17 protein-coding genes, 1 tRNA gene and 1 pseudogene are annotated in these 25536 nt (G+C 40.6%); 5 read left to right on the forward strand and 14 right to left on the reverse strand.

The genetic code is table 11. The annotated features are described in order from the left end of the window. Positions 1 to 198: 198 nt before the first annotated feature. Positions 199 to 1941, reverse strand: a complete 1743-nt coding sequence (gene argS / locus H5180_RS09955) for an arginine--tRNA ligase (RefSeq protein ID WP_182758166.1) — start codon at positions 1939 to 1941, stop codon at positions 199 to 201. A gap of 55 nt (positions 1942 to 1996) precedes the next feature. Next, on the reverse strand, positions 1997 to 3580 hold the full coding sequence (gene prfC, locus H5180_RS09960; protein ID WP_145235504.1) for a peptide chain release factor 3: 1584 nt from the start codon (positions 3578 to 3580) through the stop codon (positions 1997 to 1999). 262 nt (positions 3581 to 3842) lie between these two features. On the opposite strand from prfC, the gene H5180_RS09965 reads away from it, so the two are divergent. Continuing rightward, positions 3843 to 6524 carry a hybrid sensor histidine kinase/response regulator gene (locus H5180_RS09965; RefSeq protein WP_182739807.1) on the forward strand — a complete coding sequence of 894 codons (2682 nt, stop codon included), beginning with the start codon at positions 3843 to 3845 and terminating at the stop codon, positions 6522 to 6524. Here H5180_RS09965 and rimI read toward each other — a convergent pair. From rimI to guaB, 6 genes and pseudogenes are all read right to left on the reverse strand, one after another. Beyond that, on the reverse strand, positions 6510 to 6971 hold the full coding sequence (rimI, locus tag H5180_RS09970; RefSeq protein WP_182717138.1) for a ribosomal protein S18-alanine N-acetyltransferase: 462 nt from the start codon (positions 6969 to 6971) through the stop codon (positions 6510 to 6512). The two genes, H5180_RS09965 and rimI, sit on opposite strands and share 15 nt — an antisense overlap. Next, positions 6958 to 7266 (reverse strand): hypothetical protein, encoded by a 309-nt coding sequence (locus H5180_RS09975; protein WP_145235500.1) that lies wholly within the window; start codon positions 7264 to 7266, stop codon positions 6958 to 6960. Before H5180_RS09975 ends, rimI begins: the two co-directional genes overlap by 14 nt. 65 nt (positions 7267 to 7331) lie before the next feature. Continuing rightward, positions 7332 to 7408: transfer RNA gene (locus H5180_RS09980), tRNA-Trp, on the reverse strand. Between the two features lie 479 nt (positions 7409 to 7887). Further along, positions 7888 to 8504, reverse strand: a pseudogene (locus tag H5180_RS23820) (MATE family efflux transporter). A 420-nt stretch (positions 8505 to 8924) separates the two neighbouring features. After that, positions 8925 to 10502, reverse strand: a complete 1578-nt coding sequence (gene guaA / locus H5180_RS09990) for a glutamine-hydrolyzing GMP synthase (protein WP_145235498.1) — start codon at positions 10500 to 10502, stop codon at positions 8925 to 8927. Between the two features lie 103 nt (positions 10503 to 10605). After that, positions 10606 to 12075, reverse strand: coding sequence for an IMP dehydrogenase (guaB, locus tag H5180_RS09995; protein ID WP_149982073.1), 1470 nt, complete (start codon positions 12073 to 12075; stop codon positions 10606 to 10608). Between the two features lie 135 nt (positions 12076 to 12210). Here guaB and xseA point away from each other — a divergent pair, with 135 nt between their 5' ends. Next, positions 12211 to 13545: an exodeoxyribonuclease VII large subunit gene (xseA, locus tag H5180_RS10000; protein WP_145235494.1), complete on the forward strand. Its 1335-nt coding sequence runs from the start codon at positions 12211 to 12213 to the stop codon at positions 13543 to 13545. A gap of 6 nt (positions 13546 to 13551) precedes the next feature. On the opposite strand, the gene H5180_RS10005 is transcribed toward xseA, so the two are convergent. Both H5180_RS10005 and cysE read right to left on the reverse strand, forming a co-directional pair. Next, a complete protein-coding gene (locus H5180_RS10005) occupies positions 13552 to 14223 on the reverse strand; it encodes a hypothetical protein (RefSeq protein WP_182734706.1) in 672 nt (223 codons plus the stop codon). Positions 14224 to 14248: 25 nt separating this feature from the next. Next, positions 14249 to 15067 (reverse strand): serine O-acetyltransferase, encoded by an 819-nt coding sequence (cysE, locus tag H5180_RS10010; RefSeq protein ID WP_145235490.1) that lies wholly within the window; start codon positions 15065 to 15067, stop codon positions 14249 to 14251. A gap of 338 nt (positions 15068 to 15405) precedes the next feature. On the opposite strand from cysE, the gene H5180_RS10015 reads away from it, so the two are divergent. After that, a complete protein-coding gene (locus H5180_RS10015) occupies positions 15406 to 15798 on the forward strand; it encodes a hypothetical protein (RefSeq protein WP_182717228.1) in 393 nt (130 codons plus the stop codon). Between the two features lie 2 nt (positions 15799 to 15800). Beyond that, entirely contained in the window at positions 15801 to 16121 is a 321-nt protein-coding gene (locus H5180_RS10020) for a helix-turn-helix domain-containing protein (RefSeq protein WP_182758167.1), read from the forward strand. A 164-nt stretch (positions 16122 to 16285) separates the two neighbouring features. Here H5180_RS10020 and H5180_RS10025 read toward each other — a convergent pair whose 3' ends face one another. Then, complete coding sequence (locus tag H5180_RS10025) at positions 16286 to 19171, reverse strand: pitrilysin family protein (RefSeq protein ID WP_182758168.1); 2886 nt, start codon at positions 19169 to 19171, stop codon at positions 16286 to 16288. Between the two features lie 247 nt (positions 19172 to 19418). Here H5180_RS10025 and H5180_RS10030 point away from each other — a divergent pair, with 247 nt between their 5' ends. After that, positions 19419 to 20375 (forward strand): methylenetetrahydrofolate reductase, encoded by a 957-nt coding sequence (locus tag H5180_RS10030; RefSeq protein WP_145235486.1) that lies wholly within the window; start codon positions 19419 to 19421, stop codon positions 20373 to 20375. 345 nt (positions 20376 to 20720) lie between these two features. Here H5180_RS10030 and H5180_RS10035 read toward each other — a convergent pair whose 3' ends face one another. The 3 genes from H5180_RS10035 to H5180_RS10045 all read right to left on the reverse strand — a co-directional run bounded on the left by H5180_RS10035 (position 20721) and on the right by H5180_RS10045 (position 25428). Beyond that, complete coding sequence (locus tag H5180_RS10035; RefSeq protein WP_182758169.1) at positions 20721 to 23213, reverse strand: type I restriction enzyme HsdR N-terminal domain-containing protein; 2493 nt, start codon at positions 23211 to 23213, stop codon at positions 20721 to 20723. 168 nt (positions 23214 to 23381) lie between these two features. Beyond that, complete coding sequence (locus H5180_RS10040; RefSeq protein ID WP_182758170.1) at positions 23382 to 24629, reverse strand: DEAD/DEAH box helicase; 1248 nt, start codon at positions 24627 to 24629, stop codon at positions 23382 to 23384. Between the two features lie 97 nt (positions 24630 to 24726). Continuing rightward, positions 24727 to 25428 (reverse strand): DUF3581 family protein, encoded by a 702-nt coding sequence (locus H5180_RS10045; RefSeq protein ID WP_182758171.1) that lies wholly within the window; start codon positions 25426 to 25428, stop codon positions 24727 to 24729. Positions 25429 to 25536 lie beyond the last annotated feature (108 nt).

Consider the following 25536-nt stretch of genomic DNA (forward strand, 5'->3'; position numbering starts at 1 on the left):
AGGTTCTAGGTTCTAGGTTCTAGGTTCTAGGTTCTAGGTTCTAGGTTCTAGGCTCTTCAAAAATTTATAAACTACTATCTGTGTGTCAACTATTCTTAGAACCTAGGGCTTACTTCATCCTAGTACCTTGTCACTTTTGTATGTGACTTAGGCTAAATAAACTCATTAACGCAGTTAAAGCTAACTACACGTAGCAGATTACATTTGCTCCATGACTTCGATGCCTAGTAGATCTAAGCCTGTGCGCAGCGTATCCGCTACCAAATTACACAACACTAAACGGCTATCGCGTACACTTGGCTCTACGCCTTCTTTAAGTACTGGGCAAGCTTCGTAGAAGGTCATGTATAGGCTGGCAAGCTCGTATAGGTAACTACATAATACGTGCGGTGTTGCCTCACTGATCATTTGATCAAGTACTTCTTCTAATTGCAGTAGTTTAAGCGCAAGGGTTTTTTCTTGCGGCTCAACAATAGCGACATCTGCGTTTAAACTTGCTGCGTCTACGCCTGATTTACGGAAAATACTGCGTACACGAGTATAAGCATATTGTAAGTAAGGTGCTGTTGCCCCTTCAAAGCTAAGCATACTGTCCCAGTTGAAAATGTAATCACTGGTTCGGTGCTTAGAAAGGTCTGCATATTTAACTGCGCCAATACCTACTTTACGGGCAATTTCACTGCGCTCTTCATCAGTTAAGTCAGACTCACGCTCAGCAAGCTTAGCAGCAGCTCGAGTGATTGACTCTTCAAGTAAATCAGCAAGTTTTACCGTGCCACCTGTACGCGTTTTAAATGGTTTGCCGTCTTCACCCATCATGGTGCCAAATGGGCAAAATTCGTAGCTAGTTTCATCGCGTAGTAAACCGGCTTTACGTGCAGTAAGCTCTACTTGATTGAAGTGTAGGCTTTGACGCGCATCAACAAAAATTAAAATGCGGGCTGCGCCTAACTTGTTTGAACGGTAATCACAGGCGGCTAAATCGGTGGTTGCGTATAAGAAACCGCCACCTGACTTTTGCACGATAAACACTGATGGCTCACCATCTTTATTTGCCAGCTCATCTAAAAACACCACCTGTGCGCCTTGTGACTCAACGGCAATATTCTTATCTCGTAATAACTTAATGATATTGTTCAGTTCACTGTTATAAGCACTTTCAGCCATGATGTCGTCTGGTGTAAGCGTTACATTTAAGCGTTTGTATACTTCTTCAGAATGCTTTACCGAGGTTGCGATAAACAACTTCCATAGTTTTTCACAATGCGCGTCGCCACCTTGTAGTTTTACTACGTAATCACGCGCTTTATCTGCAAAACCTTCTTCATCATCAAAACGCTTTTTAGCGTCGCGGTAGAAGGTTTCGAGATCAGCAAGTGCCACAGAATCTAAATCAACACCTTGGCTGATTTGATCTTCCAGATGCGCAATCAGCATACCAAATTGCGTGCCCCAATCGCCCATATGGTTTTGACGAATAACCGTATCGCCACGAAACTCCAGTGCGCGTACTACTGCATCGCCAATGATCGTTGAACGTAAATGCCCAACGTGCATTTCTTTAGCAAGATTAGGTGATGAGTAATCAACCACTACTTTTTGCGGTTGTGCATGCTCAGCAACAGCCAGCTTTGCATCTTGGTTTGCCGCTTTTAAGCTTTGCGCTAAAAACTCAGGTTTTAGGTGAATATTGATAAAACCAGGGCCGGCAATTTCTGTTTTGTCTGCGATATCACTTACATCTAAGTGATCAATAATTTGTTGTGCAAGCTCTCGCGGGTTGCTTTTCATTTTTTTAGCAGCGCCCATTGCACCATTAATTTGGTAGTCACCAAATTGTGGTCGGGTACTCTGTGTTACCGCAGGATTAGTATCTGCTGGTAAGCCAGCGCCAGTCATGGCTGCGATGGCTCTTTCAATTAGTAGGGTACGAATATTCATGTAATTTATTACCTTTACCAGCCCGCGTTGGCGAGCTTTAAATTAAAATTGGAGTCTAATTTTCACGCGTGTGGTTAAATGTCACTTCTGGATAGCGCTCAATTGATAAGTTAAGATTTACACGACTCGGCGCTATGTAAGTTAAATTATCGCCGCCATCAAGCGCTAAGTTGCTTTCGCACTTACGTTTAAAATCTTCAAACTTTTTAACGTCAGTCGAACTTACCCAACGTGCGGTATTTACATTTACGCTTTCGTATAAAGCATCTACGTTATATTCTGCTTTCAAACGCGCTACAACCACATCAAACTGCAATATACCAACCGCGCCTACAATTAAGTCGTTATTAATAAGCGGTCTAAATACTTGTACAGCACCTTCTTCAGAGAGCTGCACCAAGCCTTTTAATAATTGCTTTTGCTTAAGTGGATCACGCAGACGAATGCGGCGGAATAATTCCGGCGCAAAGTTTGGAATACCAGTAAATTTAAGCTTTTCACCTTGTGTGAAGGTATCACCTATCTGGATCGTACCGTGGTTATGTAAACCAATAATATCACCTGCAAAAGCATCACCTGCACGCTCACGATCACCCGCCATAAAGGTTACCGCATCAGAAATACTGACTTGTTTACCTATACGCACATGGTTCATTTTCATGCCTTGGCTGTATTTACCCGACACAATACGCATAAACGCAATACGGTCACGGTGCTTAGGGTCCATATTCGCTTGAATTTTAAATACGAAGCCAGTGAAGTTCTCTTCTGTTGCAACAACAGTACGGTCTTCTGTTTCACGCGGTAATGGCGTTGGTGCCCACTCAGTTAGGCCATCAAGCACATGATCAACACCAAAGTTACCAAGCGCAGTACCAAAGTACACTGGTGATAACTCACCCGCTAAAAATAGCTCTAAATCAAATTCGTGCGATGCACCAATAACAAGTTCTAACTCTTCACGCAGTTGCCCAGCAAGCTCATCGCCGATCGCTGCATCAAGCTCAGGATTATCAAGCCCTTTAATGCTGCGTACTTCTTGAATAGTATGACCTTGGCCGGTTTTGTATAACAAGGTCTCCCCGCGGTGAATATGATAAACACCTTTAAACTCTTTACCGCAGCCAATTGGCCATGTGATCGGTGCACAAGCTATATTTAGCTCTGTTTCAACTTCGTCTAACAACTCCATCGGATCACGAATATCGCGGTCACATTTATTCATAAATGTGACAATTGGCGTGGTACGTAAGCGCGTTACTTCCATTAATTTACGAGTACGATCTTCAACACCTTTAGCCGCATCGATCACCATCAAACATGAATCGACCGCAGTTAAGGTACGATAAGTATCTTCAGAGAAATCTTCATGTCCTGGGGTATCAAGTAAGTTTACTAGCGCTTTATTGTATGGGAATTGCATAACAGAGGTCGTGACCGAGATACCACGCTCTTTTTCCATTTCCATCCAGTCAGACTTGGCATGTTGATTAGAGCCACGGCCTTTAACGGTACCCGCTTTTTGAATAGCTTGTCCGAACAACAGTACTTTTTCGGTGATGGTAGTTTTACCAGCATCCGGATGCGAGATGATCGCGAACGTGCGTCGCGTATTGATTTCGTTTAATAAATTAGACATGTAAGCCGCTTTAAGTCATAACAAGGCGCAACCAAAAACAAACCTAAGCACAGGTCTTCGCTACGCACTGTAAATATAAAATAGAATTAGTCACATTATACCTTGTTTGTCTTAGCCAAAAAAGCAACGATTGCAAGTAATTAGCCGATAACTTGGTTTAAAATCAGCTCAACCCGTTTGCTGCAGCGAACGCACTAAACTTGTGTAATTTTACGCTAACGCATACTATTGATAGATTACATGGAGGATATTTTGTTTGGGTATGAGAACAAGTAAGTTAAGTATAAGATTATTATGGTATATCACGCCTTTGGTGATTTTACCGTTATTGTTTTTAGGTGGCTTTACTCTCACCAACGTTACCAGCTCCACACAAAAACAAGCCGAGCTCATTGTTAGCCGTTTTGTTGAACAGCAACAACAAAAAATGTTCAATTACATCGATTCATTTCACTCTACTACAAAGTTACTCTCGGCCTCCCCTGTACTAAGTGACTTTTTAGCAGATGACTTACGCGATAACGGCAATTACACCCGTCGCCTAGGCGCACTAATGGATGTATTTGCAAGCTATTCAGAAGCTTACCCCGATATTGTTAGCGTAAATTTAGTCTCTCCGGATGGTCAAAGCGACGCCTATTACTCCAGTAATTTAAATACCGCTCCAACCAGCTATCCATTTTTCTCACAAGTTTTACAAAGTAACTTACGCCAACAACAGTTTATGGTGCAAAAACAAGATGGCACTACCAGCTTATATTTTATTCAACGTATTTACAGTGCTGATTACTACCTTAAACGCCCGCAACAACTAGGGTTTATTGTGTTGCATGTTGAGCCATCGATTTTAAATACCAGCATTTTAGAAGCGCCCTATAACAATACCTTAAATTTATTACTGACCAGCAATGGCAAAATATTATTTAGCTCAGACTACAATAAGCGCGGTCAATATATTAGCGAATATGAGCTGCAACAAATTCACGACTTAGCCGATCTAGGTAAGCTCTCAACCATAGAGTTATCGAGTATTGATAAAGTTGAACGGATGATTTACGCCATCCAAATGAGCGGCGGTTATTATTATGTCTCGACCATCCCCAAAGCCTTACTGTATCAATCCGGCAAAGCGATCAGTTTGATCACCGCCTTGATTGTGATTATTTCAGTGATCACCCTGCCGATGCTGATTTTTATTGTGGTACGTAATTTACTACTTAACCCAATTGAGTTACTTGGGGCAGCCAGCCATCGAGTAGGAGACGGCGATTTGTCGGTATATTTGCCTGCCCATAATAATGATGAGGTGGGGGTATTATTTAATGATTTTAATCACATGGTGAACCAAATTCGTCATTATCAAGACGAACTTGAAGAATATAAACATCACTTAGAAGATAAAGTCGAAAGCCGTACCAAAGCACTTGAAACCATGAATAGTCAACTCGAGGTGGCCATTGCCCAAGCGGAACAAGCGAACCAATTAAAAAGCCGCTTTTTAGCCAATATGAGTCATGAGATACGTACACCACTAACCGCTATCATGGGCTTTACTGAGCAGCTATTACACAGCCAAAATACAACCGGCGACGCTTGGCACCTAAATACTATATTACGTAACTCTAAACACTTACTTGAACTCATCAATAATATTTTAGACTTGTCGAAAATCGAAGCCGAAAAATTAGCAGTTGAAAAAGAACCGCTAGATATTGTGCAGTTAGTTCATGATATTGATTCGATTATTCGTCCTTTATCACAAGAGAAAAAACTTAACTGCAATATCAATTTTCACTTACCATTACCGCGCATAATTAATAGTGATAGCACTCGTTTAAAGCAAATTCTCATTAATATTGCCAGCAATGCAGTGAAGTTTACCGAGCAAGGTTTAATTGAATTAGATATTACCTATAACAGTGATTTACAACTCATAGAATTTGCCATTAAAGATAGCGGTATTGGCATGTCAGAGCGAGAAGTTGAGCGGGTATTCAAGCCTTTTGAACAAGCTGATACAACAACAACACGACGCTTTGGCGGCACTGGCTTAGGCTTATGTATTTCTAAAAATTTAGCACAATTGCTCGGTGGTGATGTTTATGTAACAAGCACGCCAGGCCAAGGAAGCTGTTTCTGCGTGCAAATTGCCTGTAACTTACCTGCTGATAAACAACAAACAGTGCCAATGCTGACTGAGTTAAGCCAATTAACTCCCGCTAAGGACTTACAGCTTTCATTCGCAGAAAATAGCTTTGATGCCAATATATTAGTCGCCGAGGATAACCCTGACAACCAAGTACTAATCAAGTTATTACTGCAAACATGGGGGCTTGAGCCTGATATAGCCAACAATGGTGCAGAAGCTGTTGAAATGGCGCTGGTGAATGACTATCAATTAATCATTATGGACATGCAAATGCCGGTAATGGGCGGCTTAGAAGCCACACAAATGCTCCGCCATGCAGCCTACGATGGGCCGATCATTGCACTTACCGCGAATGTAATGAAAGATGACGTAAACACCTATTTGCAAGCCGGTTGCGACGAAGCACTGGCTAAGCCTATCGATAAAGATGCCTTAGAAAGTGTGCTTGTTAGCTATTTAAATATTGAAAAAGACAGCCAAAATAAATGGGATAGCTTGCTAAACAGCGATAAATTTCAACAGATCAACGACAACTATCGCTTAAAACTGCCAGGTTATTTAACCGACGTTACGCAGCTATACAATAATGGTGAGTGGGAGCAGCTCAGAGCACTGGCCCATAGTTTAAAAGGCAGTGCTGGTTGTTTTGGTTTTAGTAATATTCACCATGCGGCGGCCACACTTGAAGATAATTTACGTGGCCGTGATCACAACCGCCGTGATTATTTGGCACTGAGCTTAATTGAAGCGATAAAATATACCTTGCAACAAGAACAGTCATTAACCAAAAAGTAATGTCATTCCCATTAAGATAGCATCTTCATGGCCATTTTTTGATGGGTCACTACTTGGGTAGTAATTTTTACGTACCGACATTTCACTAAAGCCTGCCTGCTCATATAAGGCGATGGCACGAGTATTGGTTTCACGTACTTCTAAAAATAAGTTTTCAGCGTGATGCTTTTCGCCGTATTCAATAAACGCTGCAAGCAATTGTTTGGCAATCCCCTGCCCCTGAAAATCAGGTGCCACGCAGATATCCATTAAAGTAAAGTCAGGCCCTGCTTTTTCACCGATATAAAAACCAATAATTTGCTGCTCATTAAACGCAGCTAAATTAAAGTAACGCCCAGCGAGACATGATTGCATAGTGTTTACTGTCCACGGATGAGTGTGACACGCGTTCTCAACACGCATCAGCGCATCAATGGATAATTCAGTAACAGATTCAAAGGTTATCAAGGTGTGTGCTCATCAGCGCCCATAGCGCGCGTTTATTATCAGCATTAAGCTGCTGGGTTGGTAAGCTCAATTGACCATCATGCCATGCAAGCTTATCGCTTTGCACTACTTGGCTAATTTTTAATGGCGCAATAGCGCGATTTAAATCAGCCAATAGCGTTGTACTTAGCTCTATATTTACCTGCGGCGCTGCACTTGGTGCATCAGAACGTTGTTCAGCGACTGGCTGTAATCGGAAATGCTGATTTAGTTCGAGGTTTTCTATACCAAAAATAGCTGCGTATCGTGGATGCATAAAAACTCAGTAGATTTAAACACTGGAACAATATAAGAAGTAATCAAGGCTATGTAAAGAAGAAGTGGCAGGGGCGGAGAGACTCGAACTCCCAACCATCGGTTTTGGAGACCGCTGTTCTACCAATTGGAACTACGCCCCTGCAATGACGACGAATTATAGAGAAGTTTCGCTAAAGGTAAAGAAAAAAATCACTCTTTTAGTTTAACTGCTTTTTAAATAAACAAAACGGCGAATTAGCCAACTAATTCGCCGTTTTTATAATTACTTACCTAAACTAGGATAAGCCTTCATATATATCCATGCTCAGCATTTTTTACTTTTTGCTACTCGTCGACGCTTTAGTTCAGCTTTGGCCCAGACTGAGGATTCGGCCATATCACAACGAAGCCCATGCTTCTTTTCAGTAGTAAGCGCGGTTAAGTTCAATTCTATTCACTTTTTATACTCAACTTGTTGTCCACTTTTAAAGCGTATCAAAACATGAGCGACCAGCTACATATCAAGTCATAGTAAGTGGTGCAGACTCTTGTTGTTAAAACACATAACTCGCTTTTGCCCCAAAGTTATTTAACGCTCGTCGATATAAAAATATCCTTACTATTTTGTTCTTATTGTTTTTTAAACGAAACTTTGTTGTTTATGCATGTACATAAAACCTTTCAGGTTGCTTAATAGCATCGGCAGTACGATCAATGCGAAGGCAATGTTAGATAAAGGGACGGCTAACCAAACACCATCGATACCTAGGTATTTCGGCAAGATGAATAGGAAAGGAAACTGTATCAACATATTGCCGACGGAAACAAACAGGGCTTGTCCGCTTTTACCAACGGCGACGAAGTAGATGGACGCCATGAATAAGAAGCCATCTAAAAACAATGCCATTAAGTGTAAACGAATACCGTTTTTGCTTGCTTCAAGTAATGCATCATTGCCTGTGGTAAAGATGCTGATAAAGATTTCTGGAAAAATGTTAAACAGTATTACCAAAGCTATACCGGACCCAACGGTAACAGAAAAGCCAGTTTTACGGTTTCGCTAATGCGTTTGTATTGCTTGGCGCCTAAGTAGTAACTCACTGGTGGCTGCAAGCCGCTGACTAAGCCTTCAGCGAAGAAGTAATAACAGCTCGCTAAGTAGCCAACAATCGCGAATGCGGCTAACTGCGTGGTGTCTCCGTAGGCCATAAATTGCATGTTATGGAACGCCATGACGAAGCTGAAGTAGATAAACATCACTAAGTTTGACGACCCTAATTGCACGATACGAGTGGCGATGGTCTTATCAAGTTGTTTAACCGATAGCTTGGTTTTAGCTTTTGACGACGTAAAGTAACGTATATCGGTAAAAAGCACCCTCTCGCTAAAGAAGATGTGTTGACTCTTTCGCAACTACAACAATATCGTCAGTTCGTACTATGTAACCGCTCAGGAGAAAACCGCGAAAATGCCCTAAGCCCAGATCATTTTGATTTAGACAGTTATTATTTGATTTGTGAATTGGTAACGCAGAATCAAGGCTGGGCCATATTTTGACTTATAGAACAAAGTGTCAGAGCATTTTTTCAGTGATGTTCCGAACAAAAAAAGTCCGCAATTACGCGGACTTAATTAAGATTTAATGCCTGTTAGTGCCAGACGTTTCAGGCCTAAAAATTATTCCCACTCAATAGTCGCAGGTGGTTTTCCTGAAATATCGTAAACAACGCGTGAGATACCGTCGATTTCATTAATGATGCGGTTTGAAACCAGACCTAAGAACTCATACGGTAAATGTGACCAACGTGCAGTCATAAAGTCGATAGTTTCTACACAACGAAGTGAAACAACCCAATCGTACTTACGTGCATCACCCATAACCCCTACCGACTTAACCGGTAAGAATACCGTGAATGCTTGGCTTACTTTATGGTAAAGCTCTGCTTTGTGAAGCTCTTCAATGAAGATAGCGTCAGCACGGCGTAATAAGTCACAGTACTCTTTTTTGATTTCGCCAAGTACACGCACACCTAGACCAGGCCCAGGGAACGGGTGACGGTAAAGCATGTCATACGGTAAACCTAGCTCTAAACCAATTTTACGTACTTCATCTTTAAATAATTCACGCAGTGGCTCAACTAAGCCCATTTCCATGTCATCTGGTAAGCCGCCCACATTATGGTGAGACTTGATCACATGCGCTTTACCAGTTGCAGACGCTGCTGACTCGATAACATCTGGATAGATAGTACCTTGACCTAACCATTTTGCATTTTTAAGCTTTTTAGATTCGCTATCAAATACCTTAATAAATGTATGGCCAATCGCTTTACGCTTGTCTTCTGGGTCTGATTTACCAGCAAGATCCGCTAAGAATAATTCTTCGGCATCCACTTTGATAATGTTTAGGCCAAACTTATTGCCAAACATATCCATTACTTGCTGACCTTCGTTTAAACGCAGTAAACCGTTATCAACAAATACACAGGTTAAACGGTCGCCAATCGCGCGGTGAATAAGCATAGCCACCACTGATGAATCAACACCACCAGATAAACCTAAGATTACTTCGTCATCACCCACAGTATCTTTAATGCGCTCTATGGCGTCATCAATGATTTTTGCTGCAGTCCACAGTTTTTCACAACCACAAATATCAATCGCAAAGCGTTCTAGTAAACGTTGGCCTTGATGGGTGTGGGTTACTTCTGGGTGGAATTGTACGCCGTAAAAACGCTTTTCTTCGTTAGACATTGCCGCATGTGGGCAAGTAGATGTTTTAGCAGTAGTTTTGAAAGTATCTGGAATTTCCATTACTTTATCACCATGGCTCATCCACACGTCTAAAATGCCTTCACCGCCATCGGTAATGCTGTCTTCAATGGCATCAAATAATGCACAGTTACCGACTTTTTCAACTTGCGCGTAACCAAACTCTTTCTTATCAGAGCTATGAACGCTACCGCCAAGCTGAGTAGCCATTGTTTGCATGCCGTAACAAATACCAAGTACAGGTACGCCTGCATTGAATACATACTCAGGGGCACGCGGGCTGTTTTCTAAGGTTGTTGACTCAGGGCCACCAGATAGAATGATACCTTGTGGATTGAACTCACGGATCTGCTCTTCCGTTACGTCCCATGCCCACAGTTCACAGTAAACACCAATTTCTCGCACACGGCGGGCGATCAATTGCGTGTATTGCGAACCAAAGTCTAAAATAAGAATTCGTGAATCGTGAATGTCTTTGCTCATTGAGGGTCTCGTTAGTCAAGAACTAGCACTCAGGTTACCTGAATGACTATAATAAATAAGGGCTAGCGAAGCTAGCCCAGTAATTTTAATAGATTTGAAGCTATTAACCTAAGCGGTAGTTAGGTGCTTCTTTGGTGATTTGCACATCATGAACATGTGACTCACCCATACCTGCTGAAGTAACACGTACAAACTGAGGTTTAGTGTTTAATTCTTCAATCGTGGCACAACCGGTTAAACCCATTGCGCTGCGCAGGCCGCCAACTTGTTGGTGAATGATTGTCGCGATTGGACCTTTATAAGCCACACGACCTTCAATCCCTTCTGGCACAAGCTTGTCTGCTTGATTTGATTTTTGGAAATAGCGATCTGATGAACCTTCTTTTTGGTTCATCGCACCAAGCGAGCCCATACCACGGTATGACTTGTAGTAACGGCCTTGGTAAAGCTCGACTTCACCAGGCGCTTCTTCAGTACCCGCTAGCATTGAGCCAACCATCACACATGATGCACCAGCAACAAGTGCTTTTACAATATCACCTGAGAAACGAATACCACCATCAGCAATCACTGGAATGTCACGACCTTTTAGGCCATCAACAGCATCAGAGATAGCTGTGATTTGTGGTACACCACAACCAGTAACAATACGCGTAGTACAGATTGAACCTGGGCCAATTCCTACTTTAACTGCATCAACACCGGCGTCGGCAAGCGCAATCGCACCTTCAGCTGTTGCCACATTGCCAGCTACAATTTGTAGTTCAGGGTAAGTTTGACGAGTTTGTGCAACACGGTCGATAACACCTTGAGAATGACCATGTGAGGTATCAATTAGTAATACATCAACGCCCGCTTCGACTAATGCAGCAATACGCTCATCAGTACCTGGACCTACACCAACGGCAGCACCTACACGTAAACGACCTTGTTCATCTTTACATGCATGTGGTTTGTCTTGTGCTTTTTGATAATCTTTTACTGTGATCATGCCTTTTAATTTAAACGCATCATCAACAACAAGGATTTTTTCGATACGGTGTTCGTGCATTAATCCTAAGATTTCATCACGCGCTGCACCTTCTTTTACAGTGACTAACTTTTCTTTTTTAGTCATCACTGTTGAAACCGGTTGCTCAAGCTTGGTTTCGAAACGCATATCGCGGCTGGTAACAATACCAACAAGGCCGTTTTCAGCGTCCGTTACCGGAAAACCTGAAAAGCCTTTTTCTTCAGCAAGTACAATTGCATCTGCAATGGTTAAATCCGCTGTCACAGTAACAGGGAAAGAAACAATACCCGCTTCATACGTTTTAACTTTACGTACGTTTTTGGCTTGTTCTTCAATTGTCATGTTTTTGTGGATAAAACCTAAACCGCCCTCTTGCGCTAGCGCAATCGCTAAGCGTGCTTCGGTAACAGTATCCATAGATGCTGAAACTAGCGGCAAGTTAAGTTTGATACCACGCGTTAAGCGAGTTGAAATGTTTGCCGTGTGTGGCAAAACAGTAGAATGACCGGGTACTAAAAGTACGTCATCAAAGGTAAGAGCTTCTTTAGCAATTCTAAGCATTTTGGCAACTTCTCACATGTGGATCTTGTTTAAGGAATTGCGGCCAAATTTTATCAGCGTTGTGGGCACGAGTAAATAAGATTTCACAATTATTTATGATAAAATACCCCCATCATCGCTTTTTAGAGTCGCTTTATGGCCGTAACATCCCAGCAGCAAACGATTTATACCGTTTCTAGGTTAAATAGAGAAATAAGAACCGTACTCGAACAAGGATTCGCATCGTTAAATTTAACCGGCGAAATATCAAATTTCATTACACCAGCCTCTGGTCATTGGTATTTCACGCTCAAAGATGATCGCGCTCAAGTAAAAGCGGCGATGTGGCGAGGCAACAATCGAGGCCAACGCTATCGCCCTGAAAATGGCGCACAAGTGACAGTTCGAGCCCGAGTATCGCTGTATGAACCGCGTGGTGACTATCAGCTGATTGTTGAACACATGGAAGCTGCTGGCGAAGGGCAACTAAAGCAACAGTTTGATGAATTAAAAATGCGCTTAGCCGCCGAAGGTTTATTTAGCTCCGCCCATAAACAACCATTGCCTGGGGTTGTGCATCGTGTTGGTGTTATTACATCAGCCACAGGGGCGGCTATCAAAGATATTTTAACGGTACTTAAGCGTCGAGCGCCACAACTTGAAGTCGTGATCTACCCTGCTATGGTGCAAGGTAAAGACGCGCACCTACAATTAATTGATAAAATCAATATTGCTAATGCCCGCAATGAAGTTGATGTAATTATTTTAGGCCGCGGTGGTGGATCACTAGAAGATTTATGGTGCTTTAACCATGAGCTACTGGCACGCGCTATTTTTGCCAGTAACCTACCAATTATCAGTGCTGTCGGTCATGAAATTGATACCACCATTAGCGATTATGTTGCCGATGTGCGCGCCGCAACGCCAAGCGCGGCTGCAGAGCTTGTTAGCCCCAATAGCAGCGAACTTTATAATCAAATCCAACAACAATTAAATCGCTTAGCCAATGCGTTTAAACATCAGTTATCTGCAAAGCAAAGCGTTGCAACAGCACTTGAGCACCGTTTAACATTATGTCATCCGCGTAATCAGTTAAATCAACAAGCGCAACGTTTAGATGAATTGACAGTAGCATTACAGCAGGCGATACAAAATCGGCTCTATCAATATGAGCGCCGCTTAAATAATCTAACGCCGCGACTAATGCAGCGCTCACCAGATCGCAAAATTACTCAGGCAAGTCATCAATTACAGCAACTGCAAGGGCGTTTAACACAAACCATGCAGCAACAATTACACAGTGCCCAAAATACCCTCGCAATGCAGGCTAGCCGATTAGAATCTGTAAGTCCGCTCAATGTACTCGCTCGTGGTTATAGCATCACTAAAAATGAGCAAGGGCAAGTGATTAAGTCTATTAAGCAAGTAACTCAAGGTGATTTAATTGTAACCGAGCTTGCTGATGGCGTGATTCAAGCTCGTGTCAGCTGAGGCTCGTTATTCTGACTCAGTACTTAATAATAATGAAAAATCGCGATCGCTTGATTTTGAAGTACTGACTTTAAATTGCTGCCAAAAGTCTTGTTGTACCAACTTATCGTTGAGTTCGCGCCATTGGGTATGATCAAAATCATCTACATCCTTTGGCGCTGCAAGTTCAAATTTACATACCGAACTTTTACACTGCGCACTAACTAATTCAGGGGTGATGCCAAGATCAGCAATCTGTAAAAAGTCTTTCATAGCAGTCTCGGTACGATAAGCCCACTCTTCATTGCGACTTTGCTCAGTAAACTTGTCTAGCAAAGCTTGTTCAAAATCGGACGGTGCTTGTAATTGTTGTTCGTAAGCTTTTACTAATTTTTGCTGTTGCAGTAACTCACGCTTGAGCTGTTGCACTTGTTGCTCAAGCGTTTGTTCATCCGTTGTTTGCGCTGATGTATCTTGGGCAGACGAGGTAATATCAGTCACTTGTTGAGACTGGGATACTGTATCTAGCTCTGCAGCTACGGTACTGGCAGGCATTATTTTGACTTCTTGTTCAAGTACCTGTGTTTGTGTTGTAGTCACAGGAGCTGCTTCGTCAGAGCTCAACGCAAAATAACTCCACGTTAGAACAACACCTGTGATAAATGCTAACAACAGCGAAAATGGATCATTTTTACTCATACTTAATTCCTTTTAAGTTTTTTACTTAGAGCATTGCACTGGTGTGTGATTCGTTTTGCGGCTCATCAACCTCTAAAAAATTCTGATTCATACTTTTCGCTGGACAGGGGCAATTTGGTTTACCAACAATTTTAGCTGGTACGCCTACAACCGTGGTGTGTGGTGGTACGGCGCTCAGTACCACTGAGCCTGCGCCAATTCGGGCGCCCTCGCCGACCTCAATATTGCCGAGCACTTTAGCCCCAGCACCAATTAAAACACCGGCGCGAATTTTCGGATGACGATCGCCTTTTTCATTACCAGTACCACCTAGAGTAACTGATTGTAAAATAGAGACGTTATCTTCAATAACAGCTGTTTCACCAATCACTATACCAGTTGCATGGTCAAACATAATACCATGGCCGACTTTACAAGCAGGATGGATATCAACGCCAAATACTTCTGAGGTACGGCTTTGAATAAAGCGAGCGAGCTCTTTACGGTTTTGTAACCATAAGCAATGGGCGAGTCGATGTGCTTGAATTGCATGGAAACCTTTTAAATTTAATATCACAGTTAAATATGTATCGGCAGCGGGATCACGATCTTTAACGGCTTTTATATCATGGGCAACATGAGTAAGCATTCGATCACATTCAACAAAAGCCTGATCAAATAACTCCCGGATAGTAAATGCAGATACCACAGCATCAGATAACTTATTGGCAACGATAAAACTCAACGCAGACCCTAAACACTCATGATTTAAAATGCATGAATACACATGACTTGCTAATAGAGGTTCACGGGTAACGACTTCTTTTGCTTCGGTGCGGAGCTGTTGCCAAATTTCATGACGCATAGGACGGCCTTAGATTAATACGAAGATAAGCTTTTATGCAGTTTAACGGATTTCAAGTCAGATGTGTTAACGCTGCGGTTATTTGTTCTAGTTATTAGATATAACTAAATTTCAAAATCATTCTTTAATAATCTCATTATAGTTTTACATAATGAGTTACGACAGTAGATAAAATTAACGTGTAGCCATAAAAAATATAAAACTTTAAAATTCAATAACTAAACATCAATGACAGTTATACTGTCATATGACAAAATAACAACTGGCGTAAAGCTGACGGCGTAAAAAATAATAATAAACGCTAAATTAGCATCATCAACTTAATAAGGAATACGATGATGAACAATGACATACTCAATACAAAGAAACTTGGCTATAAATTTTACTTTCAAGATGGCGACGATCAAATAGCCTGCTTTGGCAGTTACTTCACCGGTAAGGAAGAAGTCTATATTAATGATGAGCTAGTTAGTGAAAAGCGAAGTATTAATGTCACAAGTAAACACCAATTTGAACTATCAGGTAATACTTTTAATGTTAAGTTTGAAATGCACAATATTTTAACTGGTAGGCTTGAGTGCTCACTGTTTAAAAATAAAAAGTTAGTTAAAAGCTTAGAGCAAACAACTTTATTTAGTAACCCTAAAAAATCAGCTCTTTTTATTGCTGGATGTTTTGTTGTTGGTTTTACTGTTGGGTATATTATTTCAACATTAGCTTTGGGGAAATAATCATGCAATTAAACCCCAAAACTATAAAAGCATTAAGGCAAAAGCTTGATTGGACTCAACAACAGCTTGCAGATGCCTGTGACGTAAGTTTACGAACTATTCAACGGGTAGAAAAAGAAGGTGCAGCGTCTAAAGAAACCACCATGGCCTTGTGTGCAGTGTTAGAAGTACGTCAAGGTGAGTTAATAAAACTTGAGGAAAATACAGTTTCAGTTGCTCAGACACACACTTTAAATACGCAAAGTATCACAACAATTTTAGCGCTGTCGTCCATTGCCAGCTTTGCGCTTGGCATGTTCACCGTGTTTTTAATTATGAAATAAGGAGATTTAAATTATGTCAAAGGAATCGCGAGGACACATCACCTTAGTGCTTATCGTCAGTGCAATTATACTTTTTGGATTAGGTGTAAAAATTGGCGCAATGTTATAAAAATGCCCCAAATTTGGGGCATCTAAATTAAGCTTCTTAGTTATTTAAATGCTCGTTATTCAAACACCTTATCTACAGCAAGTACTTCAATATTTTTCGCTGGTATTGCCAGTTTGTAATTAGCGATTACTTTATCCTCAGCAACTAATTCAGCTGGTTTCTCTGCATTATATACCATAGGGGATGTTTGCTCTGACGCTAGGCGCTTTTGCATATCTTTTCCGTCGCCGGTGATAAACACATACTGAATATCATCCGTTTGTAAGTTCTCTTTTATGACACGATTTACATCAGCTACTGTCAGTTTTTCAAGCTTGCTCGTTACATACTTTACGAAAGTATCGGTGTTGTAAAACTCACTATCTAGCGCATACCCTAATTGACGGTTTTGGCTTGCTACCATTTGCGGCACAAAGTTAATTAAGAAGTTACGCGTTGCGTCAAAGTCTTTTTCTGTCATGCCATTTTTGATTAGCTTATCAAGTTCAAATAAAGCGGTACGCGTTGCAAAATGAGCGTCATTGTTCGAGCGCAGCGGGCGAAGCCATACTTGAAATATTTGCTCAGAGCGGCCTAAGTTTGCATCAGGCTTAGTCTGGAACATACCTCGTGGGAAATACTCAATATATGCGTAATCGCCGTAGTTCATACCGCGGGTTTGACGAATGCGCTCATAAAGATATGAGTTTGAACTGCGGTGCTCGCCAAAGTATGAGCGAACTAACCACAGTGCCGTCCAGTCTTCACTACTACGAATGGTATCAATTGGGAAGCCAAACGATACCGCAGTCGATTGCGCTGATTTTTCTACAATTGTAGCGTGATGACCTTTTAGCGCTGGTGCATCAGGAATCGATAAACGACTTTGCTGACCTTTAGGCAAAGCACTTAAATCGCTAAACATGGTTGCTTTAAGTGATTCAGGTACTGCGCCAATTAAACCGACAGTCAGTTTAGCTTGAGTAAATTCTTTCGCATAAAACGCTTTCACGTCATCAAGTGTTAATGCTTCTAAATCAGATAGATCACCGTAGTTATAGCTCTCATATGGGTGACCTTGATACAGCTTATGATAAAGCACTTCTTTACCTAGCTCTTCGTCATTTGAGGCTTTTAGGCCAGATTTTATACCGTCGATGAGCTCTTTCTTAAGGCGTTTAAAGTCATCTTCTCTAAAGCCAGGATTTAGTAACTGCTCACTAACCAGTGCATACCATTGTGCAGCGTTATCTTTATGGACACGCCCTTGTAGCGAAATCATTTCTTTATCTATCTGATAACCAAAGCTACCTGCCAATGGATAAAGTGCCTGTTTAATGTCGTTGTAGCTCTTCGCCTGTGAACCACCTTGAGCAAGCATGGCCGCAGTGAGTGCAGCTACGCCTTTTTGACCTTTAGGATCAGCCGCAGCACCGGTATGGAATAACCAGTTAATATCAATCAATGGCGAACTATTGGTTTTATCTAGCACTTTAAAATGACGCTGTTGCACAGTTTGCTTGCTAGCAACGAGAGTGTTTAAGTCCACTTCTTGTTCAAAGCCAGCCACTTTATCCAGTGCAGACATAGTCACAGTAGTACGACCACTGTCTACAAAATACTTATTAGCAATGTCTTTAATATCTTGCGCGGTGATGCTATCTGCCGTTGCATATAACTGATTGACGACTTCTGGATCGCGCTCAAAATGCATATAACTGGCAAGGGTTGAACCTATAGCTTGTGATGAGTCTAGGCCGTTAATAAAGCTGTATTTAAGATTGGATTTTAAATCAGCTAGCTTTTGGCTATCAACCAACTCAGTGCGAGCTTTGGCGTAGGTGCTATTAATTGCATCACGAGCAACCGCTAAATCAGCCTCATTTTCAACTTTCACAAAAACATGTAATAAGCCGGGATCTTTGGTATCAGGGTTATAGCTAAACATTTGGCTAGCAATTTGTTTATCAACCACTAACTCTTGGTAAAGCTCTGAGTTGGTTGAAAAATAAAGCTGTGACAGTAAATCAAGCGCGGCTCTGTCTTTTTGTTTTGGCTGCCAGGCTGTGCCTTTATAAGATACTAATAACCAATGCCCTGGTAAGCCTTCGTTTTGCTCATGTATATATTTCGCCGCTTGCTGTTTTGGTTCGGTTGGAATATCAGCAACGAAATCGCCTTTTTGCCATTGGCCCCAGTGTTTTTTAACCATAGCCATAGTTTCAGCTGGATCAACATCGCCTACAATCACTAATGACACATATTCAGGTTTATAAAACTTAGCAAAAAACTCTTTACCGTATGCCATTTGATCCGGCATGGCTTCAATATCTTCAAAAAAGCCCATTGTGGTATGTTTATAAGTATGTTTTTCGAATGCTTCATTACGTACTGCAGAAAGTAACTTACGAACCGGGCTGGCATTATTTTTAAGGTATTCGCCTTTAACTGTTAATGCTTCGGTACGAAATTGCTCTTCTGAATAAGTCAGGTTTTGAAAAATATCCGCTTCAATTTCAAGTACTTTATCAAGATGTTGCTTTGAAAAGTTTAAGTGATAGTTAGTGTAATCATTGGTTGTATAAGCGCGATTATCAACCCCAGAATTTTTTAGAATATCAGAATACACATCTTGCGGATATTTTTCAGAGCCTTTAAACATCATGTGTTCAAAAAAGTGTGCAAAACCGGTTTTACCTGCTTCGACTTCATTACGAGAACCGACAGACACTGGAATTTGTAGTGATACCACATCAGGGTAATCAGTTTTCACCACCATAACGCGTAAACCATTATCAAGCTCTTCTAATAAATAATCTTGTGAGAACACCCGATCATTACTACTGCCAACCGTTGACTGTTCAATCTCAACCTCTTTGACCATGTTTGAGACGCTGGTATTTGCACAGCCGCCCAGTGCAAGCGTTACCGCAAGGCTCGTTGCTAATAATTTAAATTTCATTGCTATCCCTTGTTAGTTGAATAAATTTCTTGTTTTTAGTCATCCGATTATGCAACAAAGCAAGTCAATATAAGACCCCTGAGGTAATAAATTATGTAAACAGTTGTGTATCAGAGAACTCTTCATTCAGAGCAACATGAATAAAACTCACCTTCGTTGAAAAAGTTTCACTAAAAAAATCTATCTAGACGTCTAAATGGCTGCTATATTATTTGCCATAGACACTAACTTAGCTGGAATGAGGATTATGGCTTTATCACTACAAGAGAAAATTGAAGACACCAATCAGGGTGTGTACTTAATTGGTACCACCCCACCACGTATTGGTACTGATAAAGCGCAGCTTGAAATTATCGCCCAAAAGCTCTTAGCTCGTTTGCATGAAATTGAATACGATGGCGTGATTATTTATGACATTCAAGATGAAAGTAGTCGCACTGAGATGCCTCGCCCTTTTCCGTTCAAGCAAACAGTAGATCCTCGAGAATACAGTAACTTACTACGTAATTTATCGCATCAAGAAGTGATCACTTATAAAAGTGTTGCACAGCGCGGTGTGGCCGAATTTAAACAGTGGTTAAGCGAAACTAAAAACCAGTTTAATTTAAAAAACCTAGTATTAGTCGGTAGTCCATCATCTGACGGGGATATTAAATTAAGCCTGCCTGATGCTTATAAAGTCTTAAGCGAACAGCCTCAAGACTTCTTTTTAGGAGGCGTTACCATTGCCGAGCGCCACGCAAGTAAACGTAATGAACATGAACGCTTACTTGAAAAAACCACGCAAGGCTGTAAATTTTTTATCTCACAAGCTGTGTATAACGCGCAAGCAACCGTGGATTTGATCACCAGTTATGCGCGCAGCTGTAAAGCTCAAGGTATCGAACCTAAACGTATTATTCTAACCTTTACACCCTGCGGCAGTGAAAAAACCTTAGAGTTTATGCAATGGTTAGGAATTTCCGTACCTGATGCAACTAAATGGCGGATGCTTGATTCGCAAAACCCACTGAGTGAATCTGTACGTATTTGCCGTGAAAACTTAGATTTAATACTAAGAAGTTGCGCGCATTTAGACGTGCCACTGGGGTTAAATATTGAAAGTTTAACCAACCGTAAAGAAGAAATTGATGCATCTATTAATCTTTACCGCTTATTAAAAGCGACAATGGAGCTGAACCTAGCTGAGAAGCAAATAGCTTAGGTTCGGGCTTCGGGCTTCGGGCTTCGGGCAATAATGATAAGCGGCATAGAATAAGCCAGCTCAAGTAGTTAGCTTCGTTTCCTTCTCTTTGTGCAAAAAAACTTAGTGAATTATTCACAAAGAGGTTAAGAGACGCTGCGCTTAAGAGTAATACATATTCTAGGCCCGACTTGCCAGAGCATGTGATATCACCAGCACCAAAAGTAGACGCTTGAAAACGAAGTCCCTTGTCGCAGCTCAAAAACAAAAGGAATTAACATTGCGCTTCCTGTTAATCAAAAGCGCATGATGGGTGGTGTGGGGGCTGGAGGTTAGAGACCTCCGGCTACCCGATTAGGTTATTTCTTACCGTTTCCTACCATTTGCTTTTTTACTTTTTTGCTTCATAGCGCTTTTTAATACTCTTGTTTTTTCTACATCAAATTCTTTCATGGCTTTATAGCTGAACATCTCATTTAGAGGCATATCTAAATTAAAAGTTGACTTTTCCCTGTACTCTTCGAGTTCCAGATACTTAATGAACTCTTCCACACGCTCCAGCCTAACTTTAACACGGTCTAAACTTTCACCTCGATTAAATAAACTATATTCTTTTCTAGCTGCTTCTGTGAGGTAATTACAAGTCTTTTCCGTAAACAAACCTGTATCAGTACAAATCAAGTCTAAGTAGGTGAAATAGTGAGCGAGTTCATTGCTCATATAAAGGCCGTAGTTAGTTATTTTTATGCTATCAACATTATTTGAAAATTCATCAAGTCTATTATTTGATTCAACAAAACCATGCTTTAGGAGTGAGTCCACATTTTTTTCAAAGTCATCAATCATATTAAAAGTTTCAGAAAAATATGACTTCAATATCGCTATAGAGTGATATGAAGGTGATGAACTATCAGTTCCTTTAGATAGTTTCCTTAGAATACGTAATGCTGTGAAATGAGATGAATGCCTGTTAGAACGTAGTTGATAAATATTAGGAATATCACTCAGCTGTTCATCATAAAAGTACCTAGTTGGAATCATTACTGGTTTTAATACTTGATGAATTTGAAAATTCCATCGACCAACAGCGATCATCTCATCGACATTGGTATAGCCAGACAATAAGAAGCTCCTAAATAAGTCTAGGGATAACCTTGTATCACCATGAGCACAGGCACTTATAAAGTTAGTTAAAGGTGATGCTTGATTTTCAAATTCCTTAGAGAGTATTTTTAAATAAACCTGACAATCTTGAACAAATGCACTATCAACATCACCAATTATCATTTCTCTCCGATTCGAGTCGGCAAGTAATGAAATAGTATAAGAAAGCCTTTTCTTAAAAACTTCAGCTGGACTGGGCGAGCTGATATGAAAACCAGAGTTTTGGAAGGCATCCAAAACTCCATGTATTTTTGAGTCATAGAATCGTTCTTCTCTCATTGATATCAGAGACACACAAGCAAGTTCGTTTGATATTTCTTGCGCTGAAGTAAAACAAAAATCCTGAATATCTGTAGAGTATTGGTCTGTATTATCAACAACAACTATTGTACCTTTGCCTTGCTCTCCCCAGTAGTTGACTAACCTAGTAGCACAGTATAAATGGTCTTTTTTCCAATCTGAGATTAGCTGATTCAATTTTAAATTGAATATTTCAGAATTAACTTGCAAGCCACTTAAATCCTGCTTTAACGAGATTTGATAACGATCATCAAATAATTTTTCGATAACTATGTCGCGATCTGAGTTTAAAATATTATCCGTATCTAAAGTTTCAACAAGTTTTTTCCAAATATGAGCCCTTATAACCTCTTTATTCTCGGGGATTTTTAATAAGTCGACTATTGATATTACAGAGTGATCTTTTAACCACCTAGGTGGGGTATGATGCAACAATCGTTTAATAAAAGTCGACTTACCAGCACCTTTACCACCAAAAAGGACTAATACCTCACCTTTTCTACCTTTTTTAAGGTTTTTAGTTAAACGGCCACCTAGCTTTCCTCCTTTACCTGTATCGTCAAGTTGTGAAACACCATACTCTTTAAAGTACGGACTTAAAGAGTCTTGTATTAAGCTATGAATGCCATCAAACGTAGTTTTGTATTCACGTTGTGATACATAACATTTATCCATAAAATCAGTATCATCATCTGAAATTACCCCAAAATAATGATTGGCAATTGGTCTTAGAGTAGGAGCTAATCTATTTGCATTAATGGGATGAGCATAAGATAGAATCTTATCTTTTGGATAAAATATACTTCTATCTTTAGGTTGCGTACTTGACAACAAAGGTGAAAGCGATGAATTATAAAAAATAGCTGTGAAGGATAATGTGTTAATGGCTTTAGTATAATCATTGACAAAAAATGATAATGATCTCACCACAAATGCTTTCAGATCTTCCCAACGCTTCCCTTTTTCAAATGTTTTAAAAAATATCCACTCATGCCCATTCGTAATGCAACCATACTCACAGCCAGTATCAAAACAATATGTTCGTACTTGTTGCATAGCAGATTTTATATTTATATCACTCAATAATTTCTTTATTGAAATATAGCAATGAGTTTCATCTGTATTATGAGCTATAGGTAAGTCGAAAAATATCCCTTCTTTCTTAGCTTCAAGGAATAACTGATCTTCCCCATTTTCTTTTTTTAAAATGTAATCTGCAAATCCAGGGCTGATATATTCTTCTACTGCAACACGGTTTTTAGGCCAAGAAAGGAAATAGTGTAGAACAAAGTCAATAATCTTATGCCTAGTTTCAGCTTCATTCTTGTCTCTGCTATCTACATCAGTGATGAGCTTGTTCATTTCATCGAAATGGTCACCAAAACTAGTATTCATTTATTCTGTAATCCTTATATTTGATAAATGCAAAATCAAGAGATATGCAGTAATAGCCTAACAGCACTTTGTTAGGGCTGATTTGGCTCACACCAATTAAAACCCCGTGTCTACTTTAGTGAGGTCAGATCATTTTTCTGACAACTGATAGCTAAAAACTGAAAGCTTCTATTTACGCCGTCTGTTGGGTGCTCTTTGTCCTGTAATACGCTTTTTATCACGCTCTTTGCGCGACTTACTGGTATTTTTACGATTATCTTTTGGCTTTTTATTGGGATCCGGTTCATAGCCAGCTAACCACTGCGGCGTTAGACGAGTATCAAGCAACACTTCAATTTCTTCAAGTAACCACTGCTCGTCAAGGCTGACTAATGACATCGCTAAGCCTTGCTCGCCAGCGCGCCCTGTGCGGCCAATACGGTGGACATAATCTTCAGCTATATAAGGTAATTCAAAATTAATCACATACTTTAACGAGACTATGTCTAGACCTCGAGCTGCAACATCGGTTGCCACTAGCACACGAGTGGTACCTTCTTTAAAATCTTGCAGTGCTCTATCACGTGCACCTTGAGATTTATCACCATGAATTGACTGTGTTTTTAAGCCATCTTTACACATTTCTTTGGCGAGTTGATCGGCCATTTGCTTTGTGCGAGTAAAGATCAGTACTTGGCGCCAGTTTTTCATGCCAATCATGTGCGAGACAAGCTCACGTTTACGGTCTTCATCAACCGCGTAAATGATTTGCTCAACTTCTACAGCCGCAGAATTACGTTTATTGACTTCAACAAGTTTTGGATCTTTTAATAACTTTTTACTGAGCTCAAATACACTATCGTCAAAGGTCGCTGAAAATAGTAAGGTCTGACGATCACTGGGAACATGGCGCAATATACGTTTAATTTCGTCAATAAAGCCCATATCAAGCATGCGATCGGCTTCATCAAACACCAGTGAATCAACACTTGATAGCTTAATGCTGCCTTTGATTATATGATCAAGTAATCGCCCTGGCGTTGCCACTACAACTTGTGCATCTTTCATGGCTTTAATTTGCGGGCCAATACTGGCACCACCATAAGCGAGTGCACCTTTAATATCAGTACCTTGCGCGTATTTCTCAAAGCTAGCGAAGACTTGCTGAGCAAGCTCTCGAGTTGGTGTCAAAATAAGTACTCTAGCAGTACCCGGCTCATCTTTACTTGGTGTATTAAGTAATTTATGTAACAGAGGTAATACAAAAGCAGCTGTTTTACCTGTTCCTGTTTGTGCACTCCCCATAACATCATGACCAGCTAAAATCAGCGGAATAGTTTTTAGCTGTATCGCCGTAGGGGTATGATATTCATTTTGTTCAAGTGCATTAAGCAGTACAGGATCGAGTTTTAACTCAGAGAAAGTAGTCGCAGACATAAGTTTAGCTTTGTGTAACAAATAATGGCGCTATTGTACGCCCAAAGCGAATAACAAAAAAGGCGCTTTGCAGCGCCTTTCTAAGCTTGCTAAATGTTCAAGCTGGTTTGAGGGTTTCTTTTCGTTGGTTATAGAACGTAATTAGATCATCCACCGTATCTTGGCAATATTGTTGAATACCTGATACCAACATGTGCTTTTCACCACAGCCGACTTTTACGCCATTTTCTAACAAGTTAAAACGCAAAGTAATTTTGCCACGTTTACCCATATATTCAAAACTCGGCTCAGCAAACTCTAAAGTAGGCGCATGAATATCTAAAGTATCAAGGTTAATTAACATTGACTCATAGATAACCATAGGACGAGCTGGGTTGATCATCACATCTTGCTTGCCCATCAGTGGAATAATAACATGCGGGAAAGTTGTGCCAGAAAACTCAACGTAATTTTTTATTAGACTGTCGGTGAGTGTTTGACACTGACTGGTGTTACCTTCACGTTTTACCTTTAGCATGACTTTTTCGCCGCTGGTAATATCAAACTCATCGGCGCCCTCAGGGAAGGTGAGTTTAGTATTCTCATCAACCATGCCTGCGAAGGTAAATTCCATTTTTTCACTGATACCATAACGGCTCAATACCAATGAAAATAGTAAATCTCCAGGGACACAAAATTTCTTTGCATCTTTATCGTGTAGTGGGTTGTAATCATCGGCAACACATTTTGCGAAACGACAGCCTTGCTCACGCGATATAGAGATATGATCAGCATGTTGCTGATAAAAAGGACTTAACATAGTTGTTCACTGCTTAAACTGCTTATAACCTGCCTATTCTACCAGATAAAAATACAATAGAGGTCGAATCTGTTAAACTTTTGTTTCAAATACAAAAGAGCCGCGATA

This window comes from Pseudoalteromonas sp. SR41-4 (assembly GCF_014163985.1).
Taxonomy (GTDB): Bacteria; Pseudomonadota; Gammaproteobacteria; order Enterobacterales; family Alteromonadaceae; genus Pseudoalteromonas; species Pseudoalteromonas rhizosphaerae.